A 22,555-nucleotide genomic window follows, 5' to 3' on the forward strand; every position below is an offset into this window, starting at 1 on the left:
TAGGCAACTTTATAAACGAACATTGTTATTATTAAAGTCGTTATTTGTGAGTAGTAGTATAAATAAAGAGAGCAGTCCAATAACTGCACATCAAGTGTAGGAGATTATGCATATATCAAGAGCATTACTTTTTAAGGGGCTAATGAAAAATTGCTTGATAGGGACATAGAAACATATATGAGTTGTTCATAGTATGCTGTAAATTATCTGAAGTTTTTGTACCAGAAGCGAATGCTTTGATGATATTGCTGAGGAAAGGTGTATATTTTCATTGATATGTTAATATACACCTTTTCTATTATATTTGCACTTGAATAGATGCAAGTTAGAAAATGAAATTGAATTTCTATAACGTATACATAGGAAGCCATCCTTTTAAAAAGGAAGTGATTTATCATACAAATTCATGCTGTGAAAATACCAAAGAATATTGGAAATCATTTGCTTAATCAATTTAGTAACTTGATTTCAAATGAGAAGAGAGAACGAATGAAGCGGTTATTAAATTTATGTGATATTAATAGGACTTTAATAGGAGATTTGTTAATCCGATCTCTAGTCTGCCAAAAGTATAAAATTAGTAATGAAGAAATTAGATTTATATATAATGAGTATGGAAAACCTTTTGTTGAAAACTTTTCTGACTTTCATTTTAATATTTCACATTCAGGAGAATGGGTGGTTTGTGGCACTGCTAATTCTAATGTAGGGATTGATATAGAGAAAGTTTCAGAAATAGAGGCTCTTAAATTAGCAAATGAGTTTTTTTCAGATGAAGAATTTTATGATATATCTAGTATGAATTCTGATGAACAAATTAATTGTTTTTATGATATATGGACACTAAAAGAAAGCTATATAAAAACGATTGGAAAAGGGCTTTATATCCCGTTAAATTCATTTTCTATAAAAAAAGAGTCACGAACTTTAATCTCATATAAGAATATACCTAAAGACTTTTACTTTAGACAATATAGCATTGAGCCGAATTATAAGATATCTGCTTGTGCAACAAGGGAAGAATTTCCGCAGGATATAATAATTAAAGATATTTATACAATTTGCCAAAATATAAACAAATTTTAAAGTAAGGAGAAAATCAATGCAGAAGACTAAACTTTTTTGCTTTCCACATGCTGGGGGATCTGCGTTTAGTTACGCAAAATGGAAAAATTACTTTAATCCATATATTGAAGTAGTCCCAATAGAGTTAGCTGGTAGAGGATATAGAATTGAAGAAAACTTGTACCAAAGTATGGAAGAGGCCGTAAATGATGTCTACACTAATATAGTTAAGCAGATAGAGCATTCGCCCTATATTCTATATGGGCATAGCATGGGAAGTTTGATTGCCTATGAAGTAGCCAGAAAAATACAAGATTCTAAAAACGTATTGCCTGAATTTCTTGTTTTGTCCGGTAGAAACCACCCAAATAGTAAAATGAAAAATATCCGACATAATCTTTCTAACGAACAATTTAAAAGAGAAGTTATTGCAATGGGAGGTACACCGTCCGGGGTACTTCAATCAGAAGAATTAATGGGAATTTTCCTCCCAATTCTAAGAGCAGATTTTAAAATTGTTGAGACATATATTCATGACAATAATATGCAAGCATGTGATATTGATTTTCTTATATTAAATGGGGAAAATGATGAATTTACTACATATAATCAAGTAATAAAATGGGAGCAATACACAAGTAAAACGTGTACTTTTCACTCTTTTAAAGGTAATCATTTTTTTCTAAATGAAAATATTGAAGAAATAGCAAATAGAATTATAAGAAAGTTAGATTCTAAAAGATTTTCAACTAGTTTTTAGAGTTTTTCTAAGTACAATCATGGCTGAGAAACCAAAAATTAAAGGTGAAAAATACAGGTACTGCTGGAATATCATTGAATGGAGTCATAGAAGCCTCAACGAAATGTTCAACGGTAGGTAATGATGGAATTCTAAGCAAAATATATGAATCAACTTTAGTTTATTTAGGCTTTACCTGTAGGTGAAGTTTTCTTATCTCATTTTATTTTATCGCCAAAAAAATGATCTTCTAAATTAAATTTAAGCATTTTTGAATTTAAACATGTCGTGCTTTCTCATATTGACAGTAATCGACTTACGTGGCTGGAAGAAAGAATTGCTAATTATTTGGGTAATACACCATTATACTTGACACAAGGTACATAACAGTTAGGGAACCTGTATGTAAAGCTATTGTATATGTGAAGTGAAAAGGCCGGCTCTTATACTTATGAGTGGGCCTTTTTGTTTTATGGATATCAAATTAGAGAGCAAAATTTCAAAGGGTATCTTGTGATATAACTAAGTAGAATTTTAAACAAGGGGATGATGAGATGAAGAAAATTAAACAAGATGGCGGTTCTGCATTTGCAATCAGTGCAGACTTAAGTACTTTTAACGCTATAAATTACTTGTATTCAATGTTGGATCAATCTCTTCAAAAACATATAGGTAATACTACATTTGATATACTTGTAAACAACGCTGGAATTGGGCAGATTTTAACGTTAGAGGAATCTACGGAGGAGTCTTTTGATGAGGTTATGAATATTAATGTGAAGGCTCCATTTTTCATTATTCAAAAGGCTTTGCCACGTTTAAAAGATGGAGGCCGGATTATCAATATTTCGTCATTTGTTACACGGATAGCCTGCCCAAGTGTTTTTGCCTACAGTATATCTAAGGGGGCAATTAATACACTCACTTATACTTTAGCCCGTGGTATTACAGTAAATGCAATTCTCCCAGGCATAATTAATACAGAAATGAATGCTGAGACATTGGGGAATCAAGATGGACAAAAATATGATGCAGGTTTATTGACCTTTAATAGGTGAATAGGTGGGGAGAACCTAATGATATAGCTGATATTGTAGGTTTTCTTTCATCATCAGACAGTCGTTGGATAACTGGTGAGTTAATCGATGCAAGTGATGGATTTGGCTTATAATGCTAGAGGAAAAGCCGATTTAAATTAAGCTGGATTTTGCAAATCTATTATTTATTTGTTAAACCAGTGAACTACGCACCACTTATTAGCTCTTACAATAGCCAACTTGAAATGGGTCCAAAGGTGGTAAGTCAATTAGAGTAGAGAACTAATTATACGGTAGTAGGATTAATGTTATGTATAAATGATAAAAAGCAATGAATATGCACAATTTCATATATAAATAGGTACTTTTTGTTAACTCTTTTAAAGGGAAGGAAATGTATGAAATTAGTATGATAGAATCAATTTGTAGTGAACTACGCACCACTTAGCAAAGCTTGATTCCACGACGAAAGTACCCTTTCGTCTCCCTGAGCGTTAATTCGGGGTGTTCCACCCCTAGATATCCAACGCTTGGACGCTCTTTTGGTACGGTTGATATTTTACGCAGGAACCGAATGGCTTGGTTTTCGCACTCTATTTTCTTCCTGCAACCTCATATATCAAGTTATCAAAGAACTTCATATAGCTAGTTTATCAAAAGTTTTTGGCTATGCCAAACCGAAATTCATCTCCCACCTACCGTTGGGCTACGCCCTTCACACGTTTGAGGAAGGAGAATTCTTTCGGGGAATTCGTTAAATCGAAAGGGGATGAGTGTATGTTAAAAAGAATGATTCTAGGAGTTTCATCATTAGTAGTGGGAGCAACAGTTGGTTTAGCGACAGATGTATCCGCAGCACCTGCCCCACCATTAAAATCATTAAATGTAGTAAAAGTTGAATCTCAATTAGGCGGAGTTGGATTTATTGGTCCTAATAATCTAAGTACAGTTAAAGATCATGGAGGAAGCTATTTATACATTTATACAAATGAAATGGGATATGGTAAAAATCCGATTGCTCAAATGAGTGGTCAAAAACTAAAAAAAGTAGATTCTAAGATGACTGATATTAATGGTGATAGAACAGTTGATGGATGAGAATATAAATGGGATGCTTCGGGACAGCAAAATGGACAATTTAAATATCAAAGCACATCTACAAATGCACCCTGGAATACATTATCTACGTCATTAAATATTAAATAAGCTAACAGAAGAATCTAATGTTAATTTTTTGGTCGGTTGCAATAAATGTAATGTTTAGGTAAGTAAAGGAGTCTACGTTTTTTAGCGGGCTCTTTTAATCTAATGATAAGATACTGGCAAATTGATAAGCTATTTTATCAAATTGTCACATTCGAAATTTACATAATGTTATTTCAGTATGCAAATTTATGTTTAATAGTGTGAGTAATTAGACATAAATCTATCAAAAAATCAATAAAGTTATTAAATGAGTCTTTCAGCATAATTATCTAAAACTACATATTTATGAATTTTTATAATATTTTTAGTATATATCTAGTCCTAAATCATACCATTTTATAACAAAATACTATAATTTGATTAGTAATAGTAGTGAAAAAAACATTAAACATAACTAGGTAATATAGCTAATGTTATTTTTTTGCATAATTTGTTTAATAGTATGCATATCGTTATTATTCAATGTAACTAAAATAATTTAAAAGGAGATAGGAAGTTATGTTTAAAGTAAAAACAAATGGAAGAATCAAAAAGATTGTTATGATTTCTGCGGCTTGTACCATGATGTCAATGTATGGAGCACCAATTTCTAGTACAGAGGCAGCAATCCGATCGCATGCTCCATCAGTTTATGTAACACCACAAAATACTGCTGCTTCAGATATTATTAGCATAGACTGGTCACCAATCCAAACGGCACCTTATACATATTGGGCTGTACATAACTGGAATCAGGGAGGAGAGGGTGGCGGTTATGCTGGCTTCCAACAACAAAGCGGTTTTGATCAAACCGGTAAACGTACCCTTCACTTTGCACTTTGGGATCCAATAGCATCAAACCAAGCAATTAAAGCTGAATATTTATCGCCGACTTCAGAAGCCAGTAGATTTGGTGGAGAAGGAACAGGTTTGAAGGTACAAACAACTTATAATTGGAAAGATAGTGAATGGTATCGAATGACACTACGTTCTTGGCAAGAAGATGGTCATACAAAGTTTGGCCAGTGGATAAAAGATAATAAATTAAATCAATGGAAGTTAGTTGCTATTATGGATCATCCAGTTGCGAATGTTCCATTTAACTATGGTTTATCGATGTTTCAAGAGGACTGGGCTGGTAATGGACAAGATGTAAGAGAAGCACGCCTTAAAAATGGCTATAGCAGAAAAGTTTCAGATAAACAATGGAATTCTTGGAATAATCAGCGTATCTCTGGGCAACATGATACCTCTTATCAATACGATGGAGGAGCAACTTCAGAATATCTATGGGTTAAGGCGGGAGGAAATACTCAATCAACTATTGGTACTGGAAAGACTTTTAATATAAATCAGCCTAGTCAACCAGAAATGGGAAATTTGGATTTTGATATTCAAAATATTCGTTTTGAAAATGAAAAATTAAATGTGTCTTGGAAATTGAAAGAACAAAGTACTCCCCAGTTTAAAGGGAAAATTGAAATCTATGACAATGAAAAGTTAACGGGACAAGCTGTGAAAGTAATCGACAATATTAAGTCCTATCAAACTGAGGTAAGTCAAACTATGCAATTGCCTCAAACAGCTTATGCTAAAATTACATTAACAGATATATTTGATCGAACTGTAGAGAAAAAAGTAGCAATAACAAATGGAAATTCTGATATTTTAGTAGGGAATCAATTTGCATGGTCCCTAAAAGGAATTAGTGATTTCGAGTTTGCTAAAATCAATTTCAATAAGTCGAAAGAAGAAATGCAAATTGACTTAAAAGCAGGCGTACCGCATCATTATTTTAATGAAACATATGCGAGTATTAAAGTACAAAATGCATCAGGAAAAGTAGTATACAATAAAGATATTTATGGAAACAAACAACAAAATGCTGAATCGCAAAAAATTCCAGTCAAAGTAGGAGATTATATTGAGTTGACACACTTAGAGGGTGTGAATAGAGCTACTTTCAAAAATGTAGACAACAGTAAACAAGAGAGCTTTGGAAAAAAAGCCATGTACGAAATTACAAAAGAAGGTCTGAAGAAAGTAGAAAAAATGCCAGAAGCAACAATTTTAGATGGAAATCAATTTGTATGGTCCTTAAAAGGATATAGTGATCGAGAAATTGCAAAAGTAGATTATAACAAAAAGTCAGAAGAGCTAAAAATAAAATTAGAAGCTGGTGTACCGCATTCATACTTCAATAGTACATATGCGAGTATTAAAGTCCAAAACTCATCCGGTAGCGTTATATACAATAAGGAAATCGTAGGGAATAGACAACAAAATGCCGAAATCCAAACTGTGTCTGTAAAAGTGGGAGATTACATTGAATTAACTCATATAGAAGGAGACGCAGTAAATGAAAAGACACGCGCAATATTAACGAATCTTGAAAATAACAAAAATGAGACTATTGGAAAGACAGCAAGGTATCAGGTTACAACAGAGGGCTTAAAAAAAGTAGAAAAAATGCCAGAGACAACAATTTTAGACGGAAAACAATTTGCATGGTCCTTAAAAGGATATAGTGATCGAGAAATTGCAAAAGTAGATTATAATAAAACAGCAGAAGAGCTGAAAATAAAATTAGAAGCTGGCATACCGCATTCGTACTTTAATAGTACATATGCAAGTATTAAAGTCCAGAACTCATCCGGTGGCGTTGTGTACAATAAGGAAATCGTGGGAAATAGACAACAAAATGCTGAAACCAAAACAGTGCCTATAAAAGTGGGAGATTATATAGAATTTACTCATATAGAAGGGGAAGCAGCAAAGGAAAAAACGCGAGCGACTTTAACTAACCTTGAGAATGGAAAACAGGAATATATAGGTAAGAAAAGAATATATCAGGTTACATCTACAGGATTAATAAGACAATAAATGTAGTGAACTATTCGCCACTTAGCAAAGCTTGAAGTGGGAGCTTCTCAGTTCCGAGACGAAAGTAACCTTTCGTCTCCCTGAGCGTTACTTCGGGGTGTTCCCTCCCTAGATGCCCAACGCATGGACGCTCTTTTGGTACGGTTGATATTTTACGCAGGAACCGAATGGCTTGGTTTTCGCACGCTATTTTCTTCCTGCAACCTTCTATATCAAGTTATCAAAGAACTTCATATAGCTAGTTTATCAAAAGTTTTTGGCTATGCCAAACCGAAATTCATCTCTCACCTATCGTTGGGCTACGCCCTTCACACGCTTGAGGAAGGAGAATTCTTTCGGGGAATACGTTAAAAAGTTGGGGGAATCCTCAACTTTTTTATTGAAATAAAAGGTTCTGGTGCAAAAACTTCAAGGTAATTACAAGTAATCTCTAAAACTTGGACATACTGATACTATTACTCTAAAAAGGTGTGTAATCGGTATGGAAAAGAAAAATTGGTTCAAATGGAAGCACTATCAGCCTGATATTATTTTATTAACGGTAAGATGGTACCTACGGTACAACCTAAGTTTTCGTGATTTGGTGGAAATGATGGAGGAACGGGGTTTATCCATTTCTCATACAACGATTATGCGTTGGGTTCATCAGTATGGTCCTGAATTGGACAAATGGATTCGACGTTACCTCAAACAAATAAATGACTCTTGGAGAGTCGATGAAACATATATCAAAGTAAAAGGTCAATGGATGTACCTGTATCGTGCTTTTGATTCGAACGGAAACACAATCGATTTTTTCCTAAGCAAAACAAGAGATCATAAGGCTGCAAGGCGCTTTTTCAAGAAAGCTTTGTGGTCTTTTCATGTTTCAAAGCCACGTGTGATAACAGTCGATAAGAATCCAGCTTATCCGATAGCAATTGAACAGTAAAAAAAAGAAAACATACTAAGATTAGTAGTGCAGGCCAAGGCATTGGTTCGCACTACTATTTTTTATATAGTAGAAGTGAAGAAAGGGTCGTGTATGCTTTAGGATTCTGAATCCGTAAAAAAAACTGACCTTCTTCACTTACCTTATTTGAATCAGTTTTTAGTATGTTGGTCCTCGAGATCGTGTATAAGAAATGGGAATCGATAAGTGTAAGATGAAGACTTCAACTTTACGTCAGGAGGAACCTTATGAGACACGTAATTGCATTTGATATCAGTATGGGTAAAAGTTATATGGTCATTTATAATGCACAAAAACAATGTATCTTTGAAAAAGAAATCAAACATTCAAAGTCTGAATTTGAAGAGCTACAAAAAAAGATACATGAGCTTACCAATGAAACTGGCAAATCACCTGAAATTGTGTTCGAAGCAACAGGCATTTATTCCAGGCAGCTAGAACGATTTATGCAAGATAACCAATATACATATTGTCTATTAAACCCCTTAGAAGCAAAATTACAATGTGATTCCTTACGGATTCATAAAACGGACCGAAGTGATGCACATCGACTAGCCATTACTCATTTTACAGTTACCCGAAGGGTATCTCATAGAACGGACCACTTATTCCATCAGTTAAAGTCTCTTTCGAGATTTTATAGCGAACTGGATGGAGAATTATCGATGATTCGTAGTCGTATGCACAAAGTAATTCAATTAACATTTCCTGAATTAGAAAAAATGTTCACTAGTAAATCGGATCTATTTTTAAATTTTGTTCAACTATTTCCCCATCCAGATTGTGTTTTAAATCTTTCTAAAACAATCATAAAAAATCGTATTCGTGCCAATACCAATAAAAAAATATCAACTATCATGGCAGAGAAAAAGGCAATTCAAATACTTGAAATAGCGAAAAATTCCTATCCAGCCGTTTCACAAAATGATGTCCTATGTGATCAACTCAAGGTATACGCAAGGCGTTATCAAGAACTTCTTCATCAAAAGGAACATTGCATTAACAAGATGGTACATCTTGCCGAACAACGTGCAGAATATAGTATCATTTTGAGCCTTCCTGGAATTGGGCCAAATACAGCTGTACGTTTAATGGCTGAAATAGGAGATATTACTCGTTTTGCGAATAACAAGCAATTGAATGCATATGCCGGTATTGATATACGTCGCTTTCAATCCGGTAAAACTTTTTATAAAGATAAAATTAATAAACGTGGAAATAAACATTTACGAAAACTACTTTTCCTGATTATCCAAAACATGATTAAACAACGGCGTTACGGGCGAAATCACATTATAGGGTACTACGATAAATTAAAAACGCAACCCTATAACAAATGTCATAAAGTTGCGTCCATTGCGTGTGTGAATAAGTTACTGAAGCTTCTCTTTCATCTTATTACACACGATATACACTATGATTATCGGTTAACGGCCTAATATCATAGTTTTATTCATCATATCATATCTCCCCCTAGTAAAAAAACGAATCATATTAGGGGTATTTAGTATGCGTTATACGTGGATACATGTGTGATATAGATTTTTGGTACTCAATCCATCGAAAATCTATAAATACAGGTTGACTAATCGTAAGAAAAAGCATACCTAGCGGTATGCGATTTAGACAACAAAAGTACTTGAATAACATAGTAGAACAAGATCATCGCTTTATAAAGAAGCGAATCCGTTCTATGCTAGGCCTTAAATCTTTTGACACAGCTACATCTATTCTTTCTGGAGTAGAAGCCATGCATATTTTTAAAAAGATCTTCCACAATCAGGCGCATTTCAGCGTCTTTTTTGCATGAAAAGTCCAGCGAGTGGTATAAAAACGAAGTATTTGTTAAGTAGTAAAAAGTTGTTTGAAAAACAACAGTCATGTTATTCAACAATCTGTCTATTGTGTTGACTGAAAAATAAAGAAAATAATTTGCTTAATAAAAACAGATTATCTTCTTCATCATACAATCTAAAAAATCATTTATGAAACGAGTTTTAGACCTATCGCAGCACCTAAAACCATACCTATAAAAATAAGTCTTTTCCAGTCTTTTGATTCCCCATAAAAAACCATGCCTAAAATTGCACCACCAGACGCACCAATTCCAGTCCAAATTGCATAGGCTGTCCCCATAGGTAGTGTTTCCATTGCGTAAGCAAGAAATATAAAACTTAATCCAAATCCGAGAATTAACAAAAATAATGATTGCCAATTTCGATCTTTATGCAATTTATTTATCATAGCAACACCAAACATTTCACACAGTCCTGCTAAAATTAAGGAAATCCAAGCCATTAGGATTCATCTCCTTCTTGAACTTTGTCATCTGTAACTAATTTCAAGCCAATTACTCCAGCTAATAAAAGTAAAATCAAGAGTACTTTACCCATTTTAAATGGTTCACCAAAGAACAAGATTTCAGAAAAGACAGTTCCAGCTGTACCTAATCCAACAAAAACGGCATAAACAGTTCCCACGGGAAGTATTCTTCCTGCCATAATCATTAAATAAAAGCTCAAAAATATAGCAATGATAGTCCCCGTCCAAGTCCAAAAGTCATCAGCATGCTTTAAACCAATTACCCAAAAAATTTCAAAGAAAGCAGCAACAAATACTTTACTCCAGTCTTTATTCATTTAAAAGACACCTCCAATTTTATTCTTACCAAAAAAAAACAAAAAAAGCCTAAGAGATAGCTGTTAAACAGTTTCTCCCATGTTTTTATCCTTCAGTGACACGGCAAATCTGTGAGTTTACTCTGGCCAAGACTCACACTACTTTATCGGGGGAGCATTGCATTTGAGGGGGGATGTAAGATATCATCTTTTTTAAATAAGTAAAATATAAAGCAATATACGAACTTTAAAAATTACACCTAAATTAAAGGAGAGTACGAAATGAATACAATCATGATTGTAGAAGATGATATGAAAATTGCTGAATTACTGGGAGCTCATATAAAAAAATATGGATACCAAAGTGTTATTATTGAGGATTTTGAAAATATCTTAGAAATATTTCAAGAGATAAAACCAGATTTAGTGCTATTAGATGTAAATTTACCTAATTTTGACGGTTATTATTGGTGTCGTCAAATACGAGCTATTTCTACTTGTCCAATTGTATTTCTATCTGCAAGGAGTGGAGAAATGGATCAAGTTATGGCTTTAGAAAATGGTGGTGATGACTATATTACGAAACCTTTTTATTATGAAGTTGTAATGTCTAAAATCCGTAGTCAACTCAGAAGAGCATACGGTGAATATGCTCCTAAAGTAAAAGAACGAATAGTTGAGCAATCAGGACTATTCCTGTTCCCAGAAAGAATGGAACTTCAACTAGAAGATAAGACAATTATACTTACTAAAAAAGAAACAACTTTATTGGAAATATTGATAACAAAGTCTCCACTTCTTGTAAAACGTGAAGTGATTTTGGAACAACTATGGGATAGTTCATATATAGACGAGAATACATTGAGTGTAAATATAGGGAGAATTAGAAGGAAGTTGCAAGATTTAGGTATTGAAAACGCACTGGAGACAGTTCGTGGTGCTGGATATCGTTTGCATGCTACTTGGGAGAAGGAAGGAAAGGAATAATGAAATTATTTTTACAAGAACATACTCCACTCATTTGTTATACATTTGCTCAATTGCTTATCATTCTTTTTATATATTGGTTTGATGGTTATCCACATATTTTGACAGCATTATATTCTGTATTTTTGGGTGTTTTTTTATTAATGGGTTATCTAATATATCGTTATTATAGTCATCGTTCATTCTACAAGCGTCTATCAACACCGATAGAAACTTTAAATGAGTCAATAAAAGATAGTGATTTGACTCCATTATCAATGGCCTTAGATAAATTACTACAAACTCAATATCAATATTATCAAAACCAATTAAAAAAATGGGAACGAAAACAACAAGAACAAATGATTTTTATGAATCAATGGGTTCATCAAATGAAAACACCTCTTTCTGTTATTGAGTTAATTACACAAGATGCAGATGACTCTCAATTTGACAGTATTAATGAAGAAACGGAAAGAATCAAAAAAGGATTAGAAATGGTCTTATATGTTGCTCGTTTAGAAACATTTGAACAGGATTTTCATGTAGAAAGATTGCAATTATTGGGAATGGTTGATTCTGTTATTCATGAAAATAAACGTCTGTTTATACGTAGTTATGTGTATCCAGAATTAAAAGTAGATCCGAGTCTTATTGTAGAAACAGATAAGAAATGGTTTCGATTTATACTCGATCAAGTACTGTCAAATGCAATTAAATATTCATCAAGTAAGAAAGGGAAAGTAATGGTATCGGCGTATTCAAAAGGACGAGCAATTATTTTGGAAGTAAGAGATTATGGAGTGGGTATTCCTACTGCTGATTTACCACGTGTTTTTAATCTGTTTTATACTGGAGAAAATGGTAGGAAATTCAAAGAGTCTACGGGAATGGGATTATATCTTGTTAAAGAAGTATGTGAAAAATTAAATCATAAGATTGAGTTAGAATCTGAGGTAGGTAAGGGAACAAAAGTTAAAATCGTATTCCCATATTCATCTCGTTAACCGATGAAAGGTAAACTTTTCATCGGTTTTTTCTTTTGAATCTTACAAACTTGTTAGATAAATGTTAGGGAAATCGATATGAGACATACTATATATAGGCTACACTTCATGTATAGAAAAGAGAAATGGAAGGTGAAATACTTGTGGAGATACTACATGTTTCAGATTTAGGGAAAGTTTATCCTGGGAAAATTTCTTATACAGCATTATCCCATATTGATTTGAAAATAAATAAAGGTGAATTTGTAGGAATTATGGGACCATCTGGGAGTGGTAAAACAACGCTATTAAATATGGTTTCTACTATAGATGCTCCAACATCAGGAGAAGTATTAATTCATGGAGAAAATCCATACCTGTTATCTCCAGATCAGTTGTCTTTATTTCGAAGACGTGAATTAGGGTTTGTTTTTCAATCATTTAATCTCCTTAATACACTGACAGTGAAAGAAAATATTGTTCTTCCACTTACGCTTGATGGTGTAAGCCCTAGAGAAATGGAAGGTAGAGTGGAAGCTATTGCTGAAAAACTAGGGATAACTGAAATATTGGATAAACGTACGTATGAAATTTCTGGTGGGCAGGCACAAAGAACAGCAATTGCACGAGCTACTATTCATAATCCGAAATTATTACTTGCGGATGAGCCTACAGGAAATCTGGATTCAAAATCTGCTAGTGATGTGATGGAATTATTGACAAAGCTTAATAAAGAAAATAGCACAACGATGATGTTAGTGACACATGATGCAATGGCTGCAAGTTATTGTGATCGAATTGTGTTTATCAAAGATGGACAGTTATACAATGAGATTTATTGTGGAGATAATCGCAAAGTATTCTATCAAAAAATTCTAGAGGTTTTAGCATTATTAGGAGGAAATGCAAATGACTTTTCGACAGTTCGCATTTAATAACGTCATTCGAAGTAAACGAACATATTTGGCTCATTTTTTAAGTAGTACATTTGCTATTATGATTTTCTTTACTTATGCATTACTTGCATTTCATCCTAATTTACAAGGGGATCTTGCTGCCAGTATAACAATCAATACATTTGCAAAGTCAGGATTACAGATATCGCAGGGGTTAATATTTTTCTTCTCATTCTTCTTTATCTTATATTCTGTAAGTGCATTTTTAAAAAAAAGAAAAAAAGATTTTGGAATTCTAATGCTACATGGGATGTCGCGTTCACAGTTGAATAAATTAGTATTTATTGAAAATATAATAATTGGTATCGCTTCTATTTTAACAGGAATTACAATTGGAATGGCGTTCTCTAAGTTTATCTTAATTATGAGCAACAATCTGTTAATGATTGATAAAGGACTTCCATTTTACATGCCATTTAAAGCAATTGGGATAACATTTGGAGCGTTCGTATTACTATTTTTATTTATTTCATTTTTCACTTCTCGACTAGTAAATGTAGAGCAATTAGTAGAATTGATAAAAGCAGAAGAAAAGCCAAAGCCTGAACCAAAAGCATCCTTTTGGCTATCTTTATTTGCGCTTATTTGTATTGGATCAGGATATACAGCTGTTTTCCATAGTGTTAACGCAATTCATTACAAGGATATGAAATATGTATTATTCATGATGGCGACAGGGGTGAGCTTTGTTGTACTTGGAACGTACTTCTTATTTACACAACTCAGTGTGTATGTGTTACGTGTATTAAAGAAAAGGGAAAATATTTTCTTTAAGAAAACAAACATACTCACCATCTCAGATTTAGTGTATCAATTAAAAGATAATGCAAAAATGTTTTTTATGGTAACTATTATTTCTGCTGTTGCCTTCACTGCAGTGGGGACTTGTATGGGGTTAGGTAACTCATCCATGGCTGAATCGGATAGCCCTTTTGCATTTTCTTATCGGTCTTATAATAATAACAATTTAGAAAAAGAACATATAAAAAGGATTGAAAGTGAACTCAATGATGGCGGGTTTAATTTCAAACGGGTGACTTATTCAATCAAACAAATTTCGGATACCATTTATAACAGTAATGTTTTATTAAGTGTTATAAAAATAAGTGATTATAATAAGTTAGCTGAGGCATTTGGTTTTGAAAAAGAAAGCTTAAAAGATGAAAATGATAGTTTTGTCATACCATCAAGAAAAGTTACTAATACAAAATCTAATCAAAATAACTTTCAATTGTTGCATGGAAATATAAAAAAAGCTATGCATGTAAATAAAATACTAACGCCAAAAGAACTACAAGATACAAACATAACGACAATTATTATTCCGGATTCTGTATATAATCAAATGATTGTGGATCCAGAGAGTCAATACGGTCAATTCACTATCAATGGTTTTGTTGTGAAAGATTGGGAGAAAACAAAAAAAGTTGCTGAAAAAATCTTGGCTTCCTTACAGAAAGGGAATAAAGATATAAATGATCCTAGGGTATACAACGAATCATATCAATTTTCGACTTTAATTTTTACATGGATAGCTATGAAGCAAGGTTTTGGACTTGCATCCATCATGAGTGTATTAATAGGTATTGTTTTCTTTACGTTTGCTGCAAGCTTTTTATATTTCCGATTATACACAGACTTAGAACGAAATCAGCAGCAATATAAAATGATAGCAAAAGTTGGTTTAAGTAAACCAGAATTAAAGAAAATTGTATCACGACAACTGGCATTGTTATTCTTTTTACCAATTATAGTTGCTATTACACATAGTGCGGTTGCTTTTATGGCCTTACAAAAGTTAGCTAATTTTTCAATCTTGGGTAGTTCAGTTATGGTATTGATTTGTTTCTTAGTTTTGCAAATCATATATTATTACTTTGTTCGTTCCCAATATTTGAAAAAGATGTATAAAACGATTTTTTAATTCAAAATAATAAATAGTAGGAGAATTTAGAGTGAAAAAGAGACTAGGATTATTAATAGTAGCAGGTATTTCTATCACCATGTTAGGAGCATGTTCATTATTTGGTACAAAAAACTCTCCAGCAAATGGAATTTCAATAGAAGTAGAAGAGATAAGCGAACAAACAAGAAACTCTATAATTGACTCATACAAAGATATAACAAGCTCACAAGACCTATATCAATTAAAAGAAGGGACTATAGATAATAACAAGCTCGACATAAAGCTACCGACTAATTTTGCGGATTCTATGGATACTGCTACTAGCAATTTACTATTTATTAGTAGAACAACTGCTGAAAAAATGAATAAAAAGGGACTTATACGTGAAAGGGATAATAACGAAGGTCTCCTATATTCAGACCCTCTTGACTCGTTACCAAAAATAGAAAAAGATGAAACTATCATGTTTGCAAATAAAGAATATAAAGACTTGAAAGAACTAACATTCGATAAGAAAAAAATGAATGTCCAATACAAAGGAGATGTATGGCTATCTCCATATCGTGGTGGATCCAACGTAATCCTATTAATTGTAGATGATACATTATTTAAAGAAATAAATGGGAAAGAAAAAACTAGACAGATTCTATCTTTTAATAAATCTTTTGGGAATCGTAATTTAGTCAATCAAGGGAAAGCACCAGAATTAAGTAAGGAAATAGATAAAGTGAATACGGCTTTAGGCACTGAGGACAAGAGAGCCGTTAATTTTGTAAATATTACAGAAAAGTAAAAAATCACGTCTATATGGATAAAAACTGGTCACCATCAAGTTAATCAAAATAAATACACCAAAACGAAAAATCTCACTTCTTATCTGAAAAAAGATGAAAAGTGAGATTTTTTGCTTAGCGAGGTAATGTTCCAAAACGCTGATGGTACTAAATACCGATCAAGCTAAGAATGGATTTTCTATGAAATTCTATATTCGTTGCTGTACCCTTATTACCATTTCGGTTCCGTTACTATATAAACCCAAATTTGTTCCTCATCTTAAAGTGGAACAAATTTATTACTTAAATTGTCTATTAGATGTGATCTTAAAAACTTAGTGCCAAATCTTGATACATTGAATTTGGTTTGACATCTATTTTAAGTACTGCAAAATACGAAAGGACTGATTATCTTGAAAAGTACAAGGATGTTAAAAATAGGTGTGTGTGTTGGAATACTAAGTTTAAGTCTTGCAAGTGTAAAACTTTTTACAGGTGAACCATTTTAGGTGGGAGTAAAAGAAAAAGTAAAAGTAAAGAAAACAAAACATGCAAATCCAAGAACTCACCATTACAAGTATTAGATATAGTACAAAGAGATAAGGAACAGTTCACTATTTTCTTGCTTTTAGGGGCAGTATTATTATAAAGGATAGAGATGAAAATAGTTTGTTCAAAAATTAATCTAAGTTTTATAATCTATGAATTAGGAAATATTTACTGCCTTCGATTAGTAAACTGTTTAAATATAAGTATATTTCTGAAGGTGACTTCAATAAATTTAAGTAAATCAACAGGAGAATTGAAAGGCAGGAGAAAGTAGCATGTCAGAAAATTATCGTTCTCGAGAGGAGCGACGACAAGTTAAAAAGAAAAAACAGCCAGCTGCTAAAAAGAAAAAACCAAAAGGTAAAACATCATTTTTTCGTAAGTTTTTAATTAGTTGTTTATTACTTGGTATTGTAGGGTTAGTCGCAGGGGTTACTACTTTTTTCGTTATGATCAAGGATGCGCCAAAACTTGAGAAAACAAAACTTGTTAATCCGTTATCCTCAAAAATATATGATAAAGATGGGAAATTGATATATGAGTATGGGAAAGAAAAACGAACAAATATTATGTATGATCAAATTCCTAAATTAGTAGAAAATGCATTTTTAGCGGCAGAAGATGCTCGTTTTTATGAGCATAGAGGCGTAGACTTTAAAGGCACTGCACGTGCAGTTTTAGTCAGCCTAAAAGGGAATTACGGCTCTCAAGGTGGAAGTACGATTACGCAGCAAGTTATTAAAAATTACTTCTTATCGATGGAAAAAACGTCAAAGCGAAAGGCGCAAGAAATATATTTAGCGTATAAGCTAGAACAACAGTATTCAAAACATGAAATTTTAGAAATGTATTTAAATAAAGTTTACTTAGGCAACCGTTCATACGGAATCGCAACAGCAGTACAAAATTACTATGGTAAGGAATTAAAAGATTTAACACTACCAGAAGTTGCGATGCTTGCGGGTTTAATGAAAGCGCCTAATAACTATGATCCAACGAAAGAACAAAATATTCAAAAGGCAACAGAAAGAAGAAATGTTGTACTTGAATTAATGAATCGACATGGTTATATTACAAAAAAAGAAATGGAAGAAGCATCAAAAGTTCCAGTAACAGAAGGGATTAAGACAGCAACTGAACAACAAGAAATGCCATATCCTGCGTTTATGGATGCGGTTGTGAAAGAAGTTGAAAAAGAGTTGCCAGATGCTAATATTGGATCTGACGGTTTAGAAATTTATACAACATTAGACCCAAAGGCACAGGATTTTGCGGACAAGCTTTTAAATAAAAATATTATTAATTATCCAAATGAGAAATTCCAAGGGGCTTTCACATTTATGGATACGAAAACAGGAGAAGTTCGTGCAATTGGTAGCGGACGTGGTGAAAACAAAGCTGTATTTAAAGGACATAATATAGCTATCGAATTAAATCGCTCAGCAGGTTCAACGATGAAACCAATTTTTGATTACGCTCCTGCAATTGAATATTTAAAATGGGCTACTTACCATCAAATTGATGATTCCCCATTTAAGTATTCAACAGGACAAGAAGTTAGAAATGCAGATAGAAAGCATTTAGGACCAATTACAATGCGAGATGCATTGAAAACGTCACGAAATATCCCGGCTATTAAAACTGCAAAAGAAGTAGGAATTAATAAATCAAAAGCTTTCTCTGAAAAGCTAGGTATTAAATTTAATGTAGCACCGACGGAATCAACAGCGATTGGTACAAATGAAGCGTCACCGACTGAAATTGCAGGTGCTTATGCAGCATTTGGTAATGATGGTAATTATACGAAGCCGCATTTTGTTAAGAAAGTCGTTTATCCAGATGGTAAATCAAAAAGCTTCGAGCAAAAGCCAAAACGAGTTATGAAGGATTCTACAGCATATATGATTACTGACATGCTTCGTACTTTTGTTTCATCTGGATTGGGTACAGCAGCTAATATAGGTTCTCTGGATGTAGCGGGTAAAACAGGGACTACAAACTATTCTTTAGAACAAATAGCACAATATAATCTACCGGAAAGCGCAACTCGTGATAGTTGGTTTGCTGGTTATACACCACAATATACGATGGCAGTATGGACTGGATATACAAAAGATAGTAAAGACGATTATATTAGTAGTAAAAATACGAAAATTGCTCAATTGATATTTAAAGAAATGATGAGCAATTTCGCTACAGATAAGTCACAATTTAAAATGCCGAACAGTGTAGTTCAAGAAGGTAGCGAATTACGTATTAAAGGTGCGAAGCGTGATTCTTCTCCAAATACGAAAATACCAAATACGACTGAACAGCATAGTAATAATAATCAAAATAAGCAAAAAGAAAAGCAAAAGAAACAAGAGGAATTAAAGAAACCAGAAGAGCAAAATGAGCCAAACAGTGGTAGTGGAGAAGGAAATACAAAGCCACCAAACAATGGTAGTGAACAAGGAAATACAACACCTCCAAAAAATGGTAGTGGTCAAGGGAATACAAAGCCATCAAAAAATGGTGATGAACAAGGAAATACAACACCGCCAAACAATGGTAGTGAACAAGGAAATACAACATCGCCAAACAATGGTAGTGAACAAGGAAATACAACACCGCCAAACAATGGTAGTGAACAAGGAAATACAACACCACCAAATAATGGTAGTGAACAAGGGAATACAACGGCGCCAAATAATGGGGATGGCCATGGAACGCCAAAGCAACCAAGTAATGATGAGAATGCAGGAGAGGGTTCAGCCGATAATGGATAATAAGTAATATGAAGAAATCGTTGGTTTTATTTTTAAAATAACGTTTGATCAAAAATACCTTACAAACCCATATTTTAAAATAAACAAAAAAACCCCAATATTTGATTTTTAGAAATCAAATATTGGGGTTTTTTATATGAATTGTATACATAATGGCGTTGAAAAGAAGGAGTAAAAGGGAATTTTAATACACAGAGAATCGTTCCATTGGCTGAGAGAACGAATGCTAGAACTCTTTGAAGATAGTCTTGGAGCTTTGCTTTTGAAAGGGTAAGATAGTTGAGTAGAAAGCAACGGTTAGGTTCTCGTTATCGAACTATAGTTATATGACTTATTGAGTCTATTTACAAATTTATTTCCTTTTTTTAATATTTACATAAACTCTAGATAAACAACATAACAACTCCAGATAGTTGTTTTATGATACTTGTAATTAAGAATAAGGAGGGAGTTCATTGCATAAAATTATTAATTTTATTTGGGGAATAGTACTTTTATTGTATACCCTAGTCTCATTTTTTGTAAGCAATGGAAGTGCAGTAAGGTTTATTTTGGTGTTAATTATATTTCTTATTTTTTCGGTAGTTTTAGAAAGAGGAAATGCTAAAAAAACGGCTGGTTAAAGGCCGGTTGTGAACTACTCGCCACTTGAAGTGGGAGCTTCTCAGTTCCACGACGAAAGTACCCTTTCGTCTCCCTGAGCGTTACTTCGGGGTGTTCCACCCCTAGATGTCCAACGCTTGGACGCTCTTTTGGTACGGTTGATATTTTACGCAGGAACCGAATGGCTTGGTTTTCGCACTCTATTTTCTTCCTGCAACCTCATATATCAAGTTATCAAAGAACTTCATATAGCTAGTTTATCAAAAGTTTTTGGCTATGCCAAACCGAAATTCATCTCCCACCTACCGTTGGGCTACGCCCTTCACACGCTTGAGGAAGGAGAATTCTTTCGGGGAATTCGTTAAAAATTTCTTAATGATATAGAAAGTGAATTTTTATTCATTAGTTTACTTTCAATAAACGAAAACTTTAATGAACATTTGTGAAGTACTTGTGGATTCTATATTTCCACCGTATGCAAGATATAACGCTGTTTGTCCATTAGGTTGTTTGACACTCCCACCCCTAAATGGGTCAGCTGACTAACGTCAGTGGGATTCTTGCTACCAAAGGTGAAGTCCATTTCTGGTATCGCTGACGTGCAAGATTGCGGTGTGCCATCACCACTCTCACGACAGTATAGGTTCGTGAGCTACGGTACTATCACCATACCGTACAGTTTCGTGCTCAAATGTTTTAGCGTCTTGTTCTTGACGACACATATCATTTTACCGATAGCGTGAATTCGGCTACCGAACTTCATATGATATCTTGTTTTCAAGGAACACAATGTCATTTTAAAGACTTGTACTTGTCTAACGTTTTAGTATAACCAAAACACAACTGTTTTTCTATGAAAAAGGGATACTTTCATCCCATGCCTAAAGGCGGACTTAAGTCCGATATGGGTTTTCCCATATCGCGAAATCTGTAAGAACTTTTAATAGAGTTAAATTAGCATTCAAAAATATTTAATTTCATGAAAGATTAGAAAAACCACCCTTATATAGATGGTTTTTCTAATAATTTTTGGATTATACATTTAAAATTAGGTAATTGGGCTAAGTTATAGTAATAAAGAGCATTTTATCGGTATTGCTTATTTTGGTTCTGGATAATGATTGTAATATAAGATTCTAATAAATTCTTGATAGACATTTGTTAATTTAGCATCTCTAAGAGCATCGTTGAATCTTTGCATACGTACACTACCTGGAGCGTAGCCTCCACCAGGAGTATAAGGATTTCTAGCTTCAAAGTCATTCATAAATGCTATTAATTTTTTATAGTCTTGAGATTGATAGAAAGCAGCGGCTTCTTCAGGTGTAACATTAAAGTAAGAAGATGATGTTGAGTTATAAGTAGATGCTTGAGCAGTAGGTGTCTCTAGCACAGTTGCAGCTCCACCAAACATAGTAAGTGCCATAGAAGACACAATGATTTTTTTAAACATAATAAAATCTCCACGTAGAATATTTGGATTAATAGCAAACCTATAATCATTGTAGTTACAACGAAAGTGATTACCAAATGCAATGTTGCATAATTTATGATGTGAACGAGAAGTTCCACAATTTCTAAATGGAGGAGTGTAACAGGGGATTAAAAAGGATATATATACTATTGTTTTTAACAAGAAAGTGGAATAAAATGGTTATTTTTATTCAGATAAATTTAACAGCACCTGTCATTAAAGACAAGGGCTTTCAAAAGGGCATGACATTTGACAACTGAAGGTACCAGTATTAGGGCTTTAATTCCATTCGTTTTGTTTTGAGAAATATAAATTCTATTTTGTAGAAGATGAAATGAAGAGATGCTTCTTATAGATTTTGAAATACGAGAAGGTAAAAATAGAATATTAATTTGTCTTAAATAAGGGACAGAAGTATTATTTTTGCTTAGCAAAGCATGTTAAGCATCATTCAAAGGTATGTAAGAGACTATAAAATAATCTATTTAAACAAAAATATAGCCTGGCAAAAAAATTAAGGGCATGAACTCATTGGAACAGTAAAAAAGCTGTTTTCAGGCTAGGTGTTGTTTTTATTTTGAAAAAGGGAATATATTTTCTCAACAGGACAAATGGTAATTATCTATAAGTACTACTTATGAGGATAATAGGAAAATAGAAATAAATAATAAAGGAGAATGGGAAATGATAGAATTAAAAAATGATCGAAATGTAAAAGGAATTCCGGAAGAGAATGTAGCTTTATTAAAGGTTATGGCGCATCCAGTACGATTACAAATTGTAAATGAATTAATGCATCATAAAAAATGCAATGTTACACAATTAACGGAAATATTAAGACTCCCTCAATCCACTGTTTCACAGCATTTATCAAAATTGAGAAGAACCGTACTCCGTACAGAAAGAAGAGGATTAGAGGTGCATTATTATATTGATAATGCTAAAGCTCGTCAGATTGTAGGAATTTTAGGCTTCTAGGCTAATGATATGTAAAAAGTTTCCTGTTATAAAGCAGGAAACTTTTCTTGTGTATTTAACAAATTTTACACATGTAAAATTACATACTATTTATTCTTGATAATCAAATAAAAATGT

15 protein-coding genes and 4 pseudogenes are annotated in these 22,555 nt (G+C 33.2%); 16 read left to right on the forward strand and 3 right to left on the reverse strand.

Translation table 11 applies throughout. The features are described from left to right. The first annotated feature begins 411 nt into the window (after positions 1 to 411). The 8 genes and pseudogenes from I6L50_RS30255 to I6L50_RS30290 all read left to right on the forward strand — a co-directional run. The gene (locus tag I6L50_RS30255; protein ID WP_374108438.1) at positions 412 to 1,086 is read left to right on the forward strand and encodes a 4'-phosphopantetheinyl transferase family protein; all 675 of its coding nucleotides are present in this window, start codon (positions 412 to 414) and stop codon (positions 1,084 to 1,086) included. A gap of 16 nt (positions 1,087 to 1,102) precedes the next feature. Then, complete coding sequence (locus I6L50_RS30260; RefSeq protein WP_219303918.1) at positions 1,103 to 1,825, forward strand: thioesterase II family protein; 723 nt, start codon at positions 1,103 to 1,105, stop codon at positions 1,823 to 1,825. 536 nt (positions 1,826 to 2,361) lie between these two features. Continuing rightward, positions 2,362 to 2,975, forward strand: a pseudogene (locus I6L50_RS30265) (SDR family oxidoreductase); the annotation flags it as partial. Positions 2,976 to 3,618: 643 nt separating this feature from the next. Then, a pseudogene (locus tag I6L50_RS30270) lies at positions 3,619 to 4,047 on the forward strand (DUF4879 domain-containing protein). Between the two features lie 498 nt (positions 4,048 to 4,545). After that, positions 4,546 to 6,909 (forward strand): putative mucin/carbohydrate-binding domain-containing protein, encoded by a 2,364-nt coding sequence (locus I6L50_RS30275; protein ID WP_219303919.1) that lies wholly within the window; start codon positions 4,546 to 4,548, stop codon positions 6,907 to 6,909. Between the two features lie 481 nt (positions 6,910 to 7,390). Continuing rightward, positions 7,391 to 7,834: pseudogene (locus I6L50_RS30280) on the forward strand (IS6 family transposase); the annotation flags it as partial. Between the two features lie 254 nt (positions 7,835 to 8,088). Then, entirely contained in the window at positions 8,089 to 9,300 is a 1,212-nt protein-coding gene (locus I6L50_RS30285; RefSeq protein WP_219302052.1) for an IS110 family RNA-guided transposase, read from the forward strand. Between the two features lie 173 nt (positions 9,301 to 9,473). Further along, positions 9,474 to 9,629 (forward strand): annotated as a pseudogene (locus tag I6L50_RS30290) (DDE-type integrase/transposase/recombinase); the annotation flags it as partial. Positions 9,630 to 9,844: 215 nt separating this feature from the next. Here I6L50_RS30290 and I6L50_RS30295 read toward each other — a convergent pair. Both I6L50_RS30295 and I6L50_RS30300 read right to left on the reverse strand, forming a co-directional pair. Further along, a complete protein-coding gene (locus I6L50_RS30295) occupies positions 9,845 to 10,159 on the reverse strand; it encodes a DMT family transporter (protein WP_000312326.1) in 315 nt (104 codons plus the stop codon). Then, complete coding sequence (locus I6L50_RS30300) at positions 10,159 to 10,500, reverse strand: DMT family transporter (RefSeq protein WP_219303920.1); 342 nt, start codon at positions 10,498 to 10,500, stop codon at positions 10,159 to 10,161. Before I6L50_RS30300 ends, I6L50_RS30295 begins: the two co-directional genes overlap by 1 nt. A gap of 261 nt (positions 10,501 to 10,761) precedes the next feature. Between I6L50_RS30300 and I6L50_RS30305 the strand changes: the two genes are divergently transcribed. The 7 genes from I6L50_RS30305 to I6L50_RS30335 all read left to right on the forward strand — a co-directional run bounded on the left by I6L50_RS30305 (position 10,762) and on the right by I6L50_RS30335 (position 20,006). Further along, positions 10,762 to 11,466: a response regulator transcription factor gene (locus I6L50_RS30305; protein ID WP_219303921.1), complete on the forward strand. Its 705-nt coding sequence runs from the start codon at positions 10,762 to 10,764 to the stop codon at positions 11,464 to 11,466. Further along, positions 11,466 to 12,452, forward strand: coding sequence for a sensor histidine kinase (locus tag I6L50_RS30310; protein ID WP_219303922.1), 987 nt, complete (start codon positions 11,466 to 11,468; stop codon positions 12,450 to 12,452). Before I6L50_RS30305 ends, I6L50_RS30310 begins: the two co-directional genes overlap by 1 nt. A gap of 143 nt (positions 12,453 to 12,595) precedes the next feature. Continuing rightward, positions 12,596 to 13,366 carry an ABC transporter ATP-binding protein gene (locus I6L50_RS30315; protein WP_307897087.1) on the forward strand — a complete coding sequence of 257 codons (771 nt, stop codon included), beginning with the start codon at positions 12,596 to 12,598 and terminating at the stop codon, positions 13,364 to 13,366. Continuing rightward, positions 13,341 to 15,311, forward strand: a complete 1,971-nt coding sequence (locus tag I6L50_RS30320) for an FtsX-like permease family protein (RefSeq protein WP_219303924.1) — start codon at positions 13,341 to 13,343, stop codon at positions 15,309 to 15,311. The genes I6L50_RS30315 and I6L50_RS30320 overlap by 26 nt, the downstream gene beginning before the upstream one ends. Positions 15,312 to 15,342: 31 nt before the next feature. After that, positions 15,343 to 16,086 carry a lipoprotein BA_5634 family protein gene (locus I6L50_RS30325; protein ID WP_219303925.1) on the forward strand — a complete coding sequence of 248 codons (744 nt, stop codon included), beginning with the start codon at positions 15,343 to 15,345 and terminating at the stop codon, positions 16,084 to 16,086. An 804-nt stretch (positions 16,087 to 16,890) separates the two neighbouring features. Beyond that, a complete protein-coding gene (locus I6L50_RS30330) occupies positions 16,891 to 19,383 on the forward strand; it encodes a transglycosylase domain-containing protein (protein ID WP_219303926.1) in 2,493 nt (830 codons plus the stop codon). A gap of 455 nt (positions 19,384 to 19,838) precedes the next feature. After that, on the forward strand, positions 19,839 to 20,006 hold the full coding sequence (locus I6L50_RS30335) for a hypothetical protein (RefSeq protein WP_219303927.1): 168 nt from the start codon (positions 19,839 to 19,841) through the stop codon (positions 20,004 to 20,006). A gap of 1,079 nt (positions 20,007 to 21,085) precedes the next feature. On the opposite strand, the gene I6L50_RS30340 is transcribed toward I6L50_RS30335, so the two are convergent. Then, positions 21,086 to 21,439: a hypothetical protein gene (locus I6L50_RS30340; RefSeq protein ID WP_219303928.1), complete on the reverse strand. Its 354-nt coding sequence runs from the start codon at positions 21,437 to 21,439 to the stop codon at positions 21,086 to 21,088. 705 nt (positions 21,440 to 22,144) lie between these two features. Here I6L50_RS30340 and I6L50_RS30345 point away from each other — a divergent pair. Beyond that, complete coding sequence (locus I6L50_RS30345) at positions 22,145 to 22,438, forward strand: ArsR/SmtB family transcription factor (protein WP_219303929.1); 294 nt, start codon at positions 22,145 to 22,147, stop codon at positions 22,436 to 22,438. Positions 22,439 to 22,555 lie beyond the last annotated feature (117 nt).

Origin of the sequence: Bacillus sp. FDAARGOS_1420 (assembly GCF_019344915.1) — a bacterium.
GTDB lineage: Bacteria > Bacillota > Bacilli > Bacillales > Bacillaceae_G > Bacillus_A > Bacillus_A mycoides.

Bases quoted from the DNA above. Each gene is read 5' to 3' on its own strand.
- I6L50_RS30340 (WP_219303928.1), bottom strand. From the start codon at position 21,439: ATGTTTAAAAAAATCATTGTGTCTTCTATGGCACTTACTATGTTTGGT.
- I6L50_RS30320 (WP_219303924.1), top strand. From the start codon at position 13,341: ATGACTTTTCGACAGTTCGCATTTAATAACGTCATTCGAAGTAAACGA.
- I6L50_RS30295 (WP_000312326.1), bottom strand. From the start codon at position 10,159: ATGGCTTGGATTTCCTTAATTTTAGCAGGACTGTGTGAAATGTTTGGT.
- I6L50_RS30305 (WP_219303921.1), top strand. From the start codon at position 10,762: ATGAATACAATCATGATTGTAGAAGATGATATGAAAATTGCTGAATTA.
- I6L50_RS30275 (WP_219303919.1), top strand. From the start codon at position 4,546: ATGTTTAAAGTAAAAACAAATGGAAGAATCAAAAAGATTGTTATGATT.
- I6L50_RS30300 (WP_219303920.1), bottom strand. From the start codon at position 10,500: ATGAATAAAGACTGGAGTAAAGTATTTGTTGCTGCTTTCTTTGAAATT.
- I6L50_RS30330 (WP_219303926.1), top strand. From the start codon at position 16,891: ATGTCAGAAAATTATCGTTCTCGAGAGGAGCGACGACAAGTTAAAAAG.
- I6L50_RS30310 (WP_219303922.1), top strand. From the start codon at position 11,466: ATGAAATTATTTTTACAAGAACATACTCCACTCATTTGTTATACATTT.
- I6L50_RS30285 (WP_219302052.1), top strand. From the start codon at position 8,089: ATGAGACACGTAATTGCATTTGATATCAGTATGGGTAAAAGTTATATG.
- I6L50_RS30345 (WP_219303929.1), top strand. From the start codon at position 22,145: ATGATAGAATTAAAAAATGATCGAAATGTAAAAGGAATTCCGGAAGAG.
- I6L50_RS30260 (WP_219303918.1), top strand. From the start codon at position 1,103: ATGCAGAAGACTAAACTTTTTTGCTTTCCACATGCTGGGGGATCTGCG.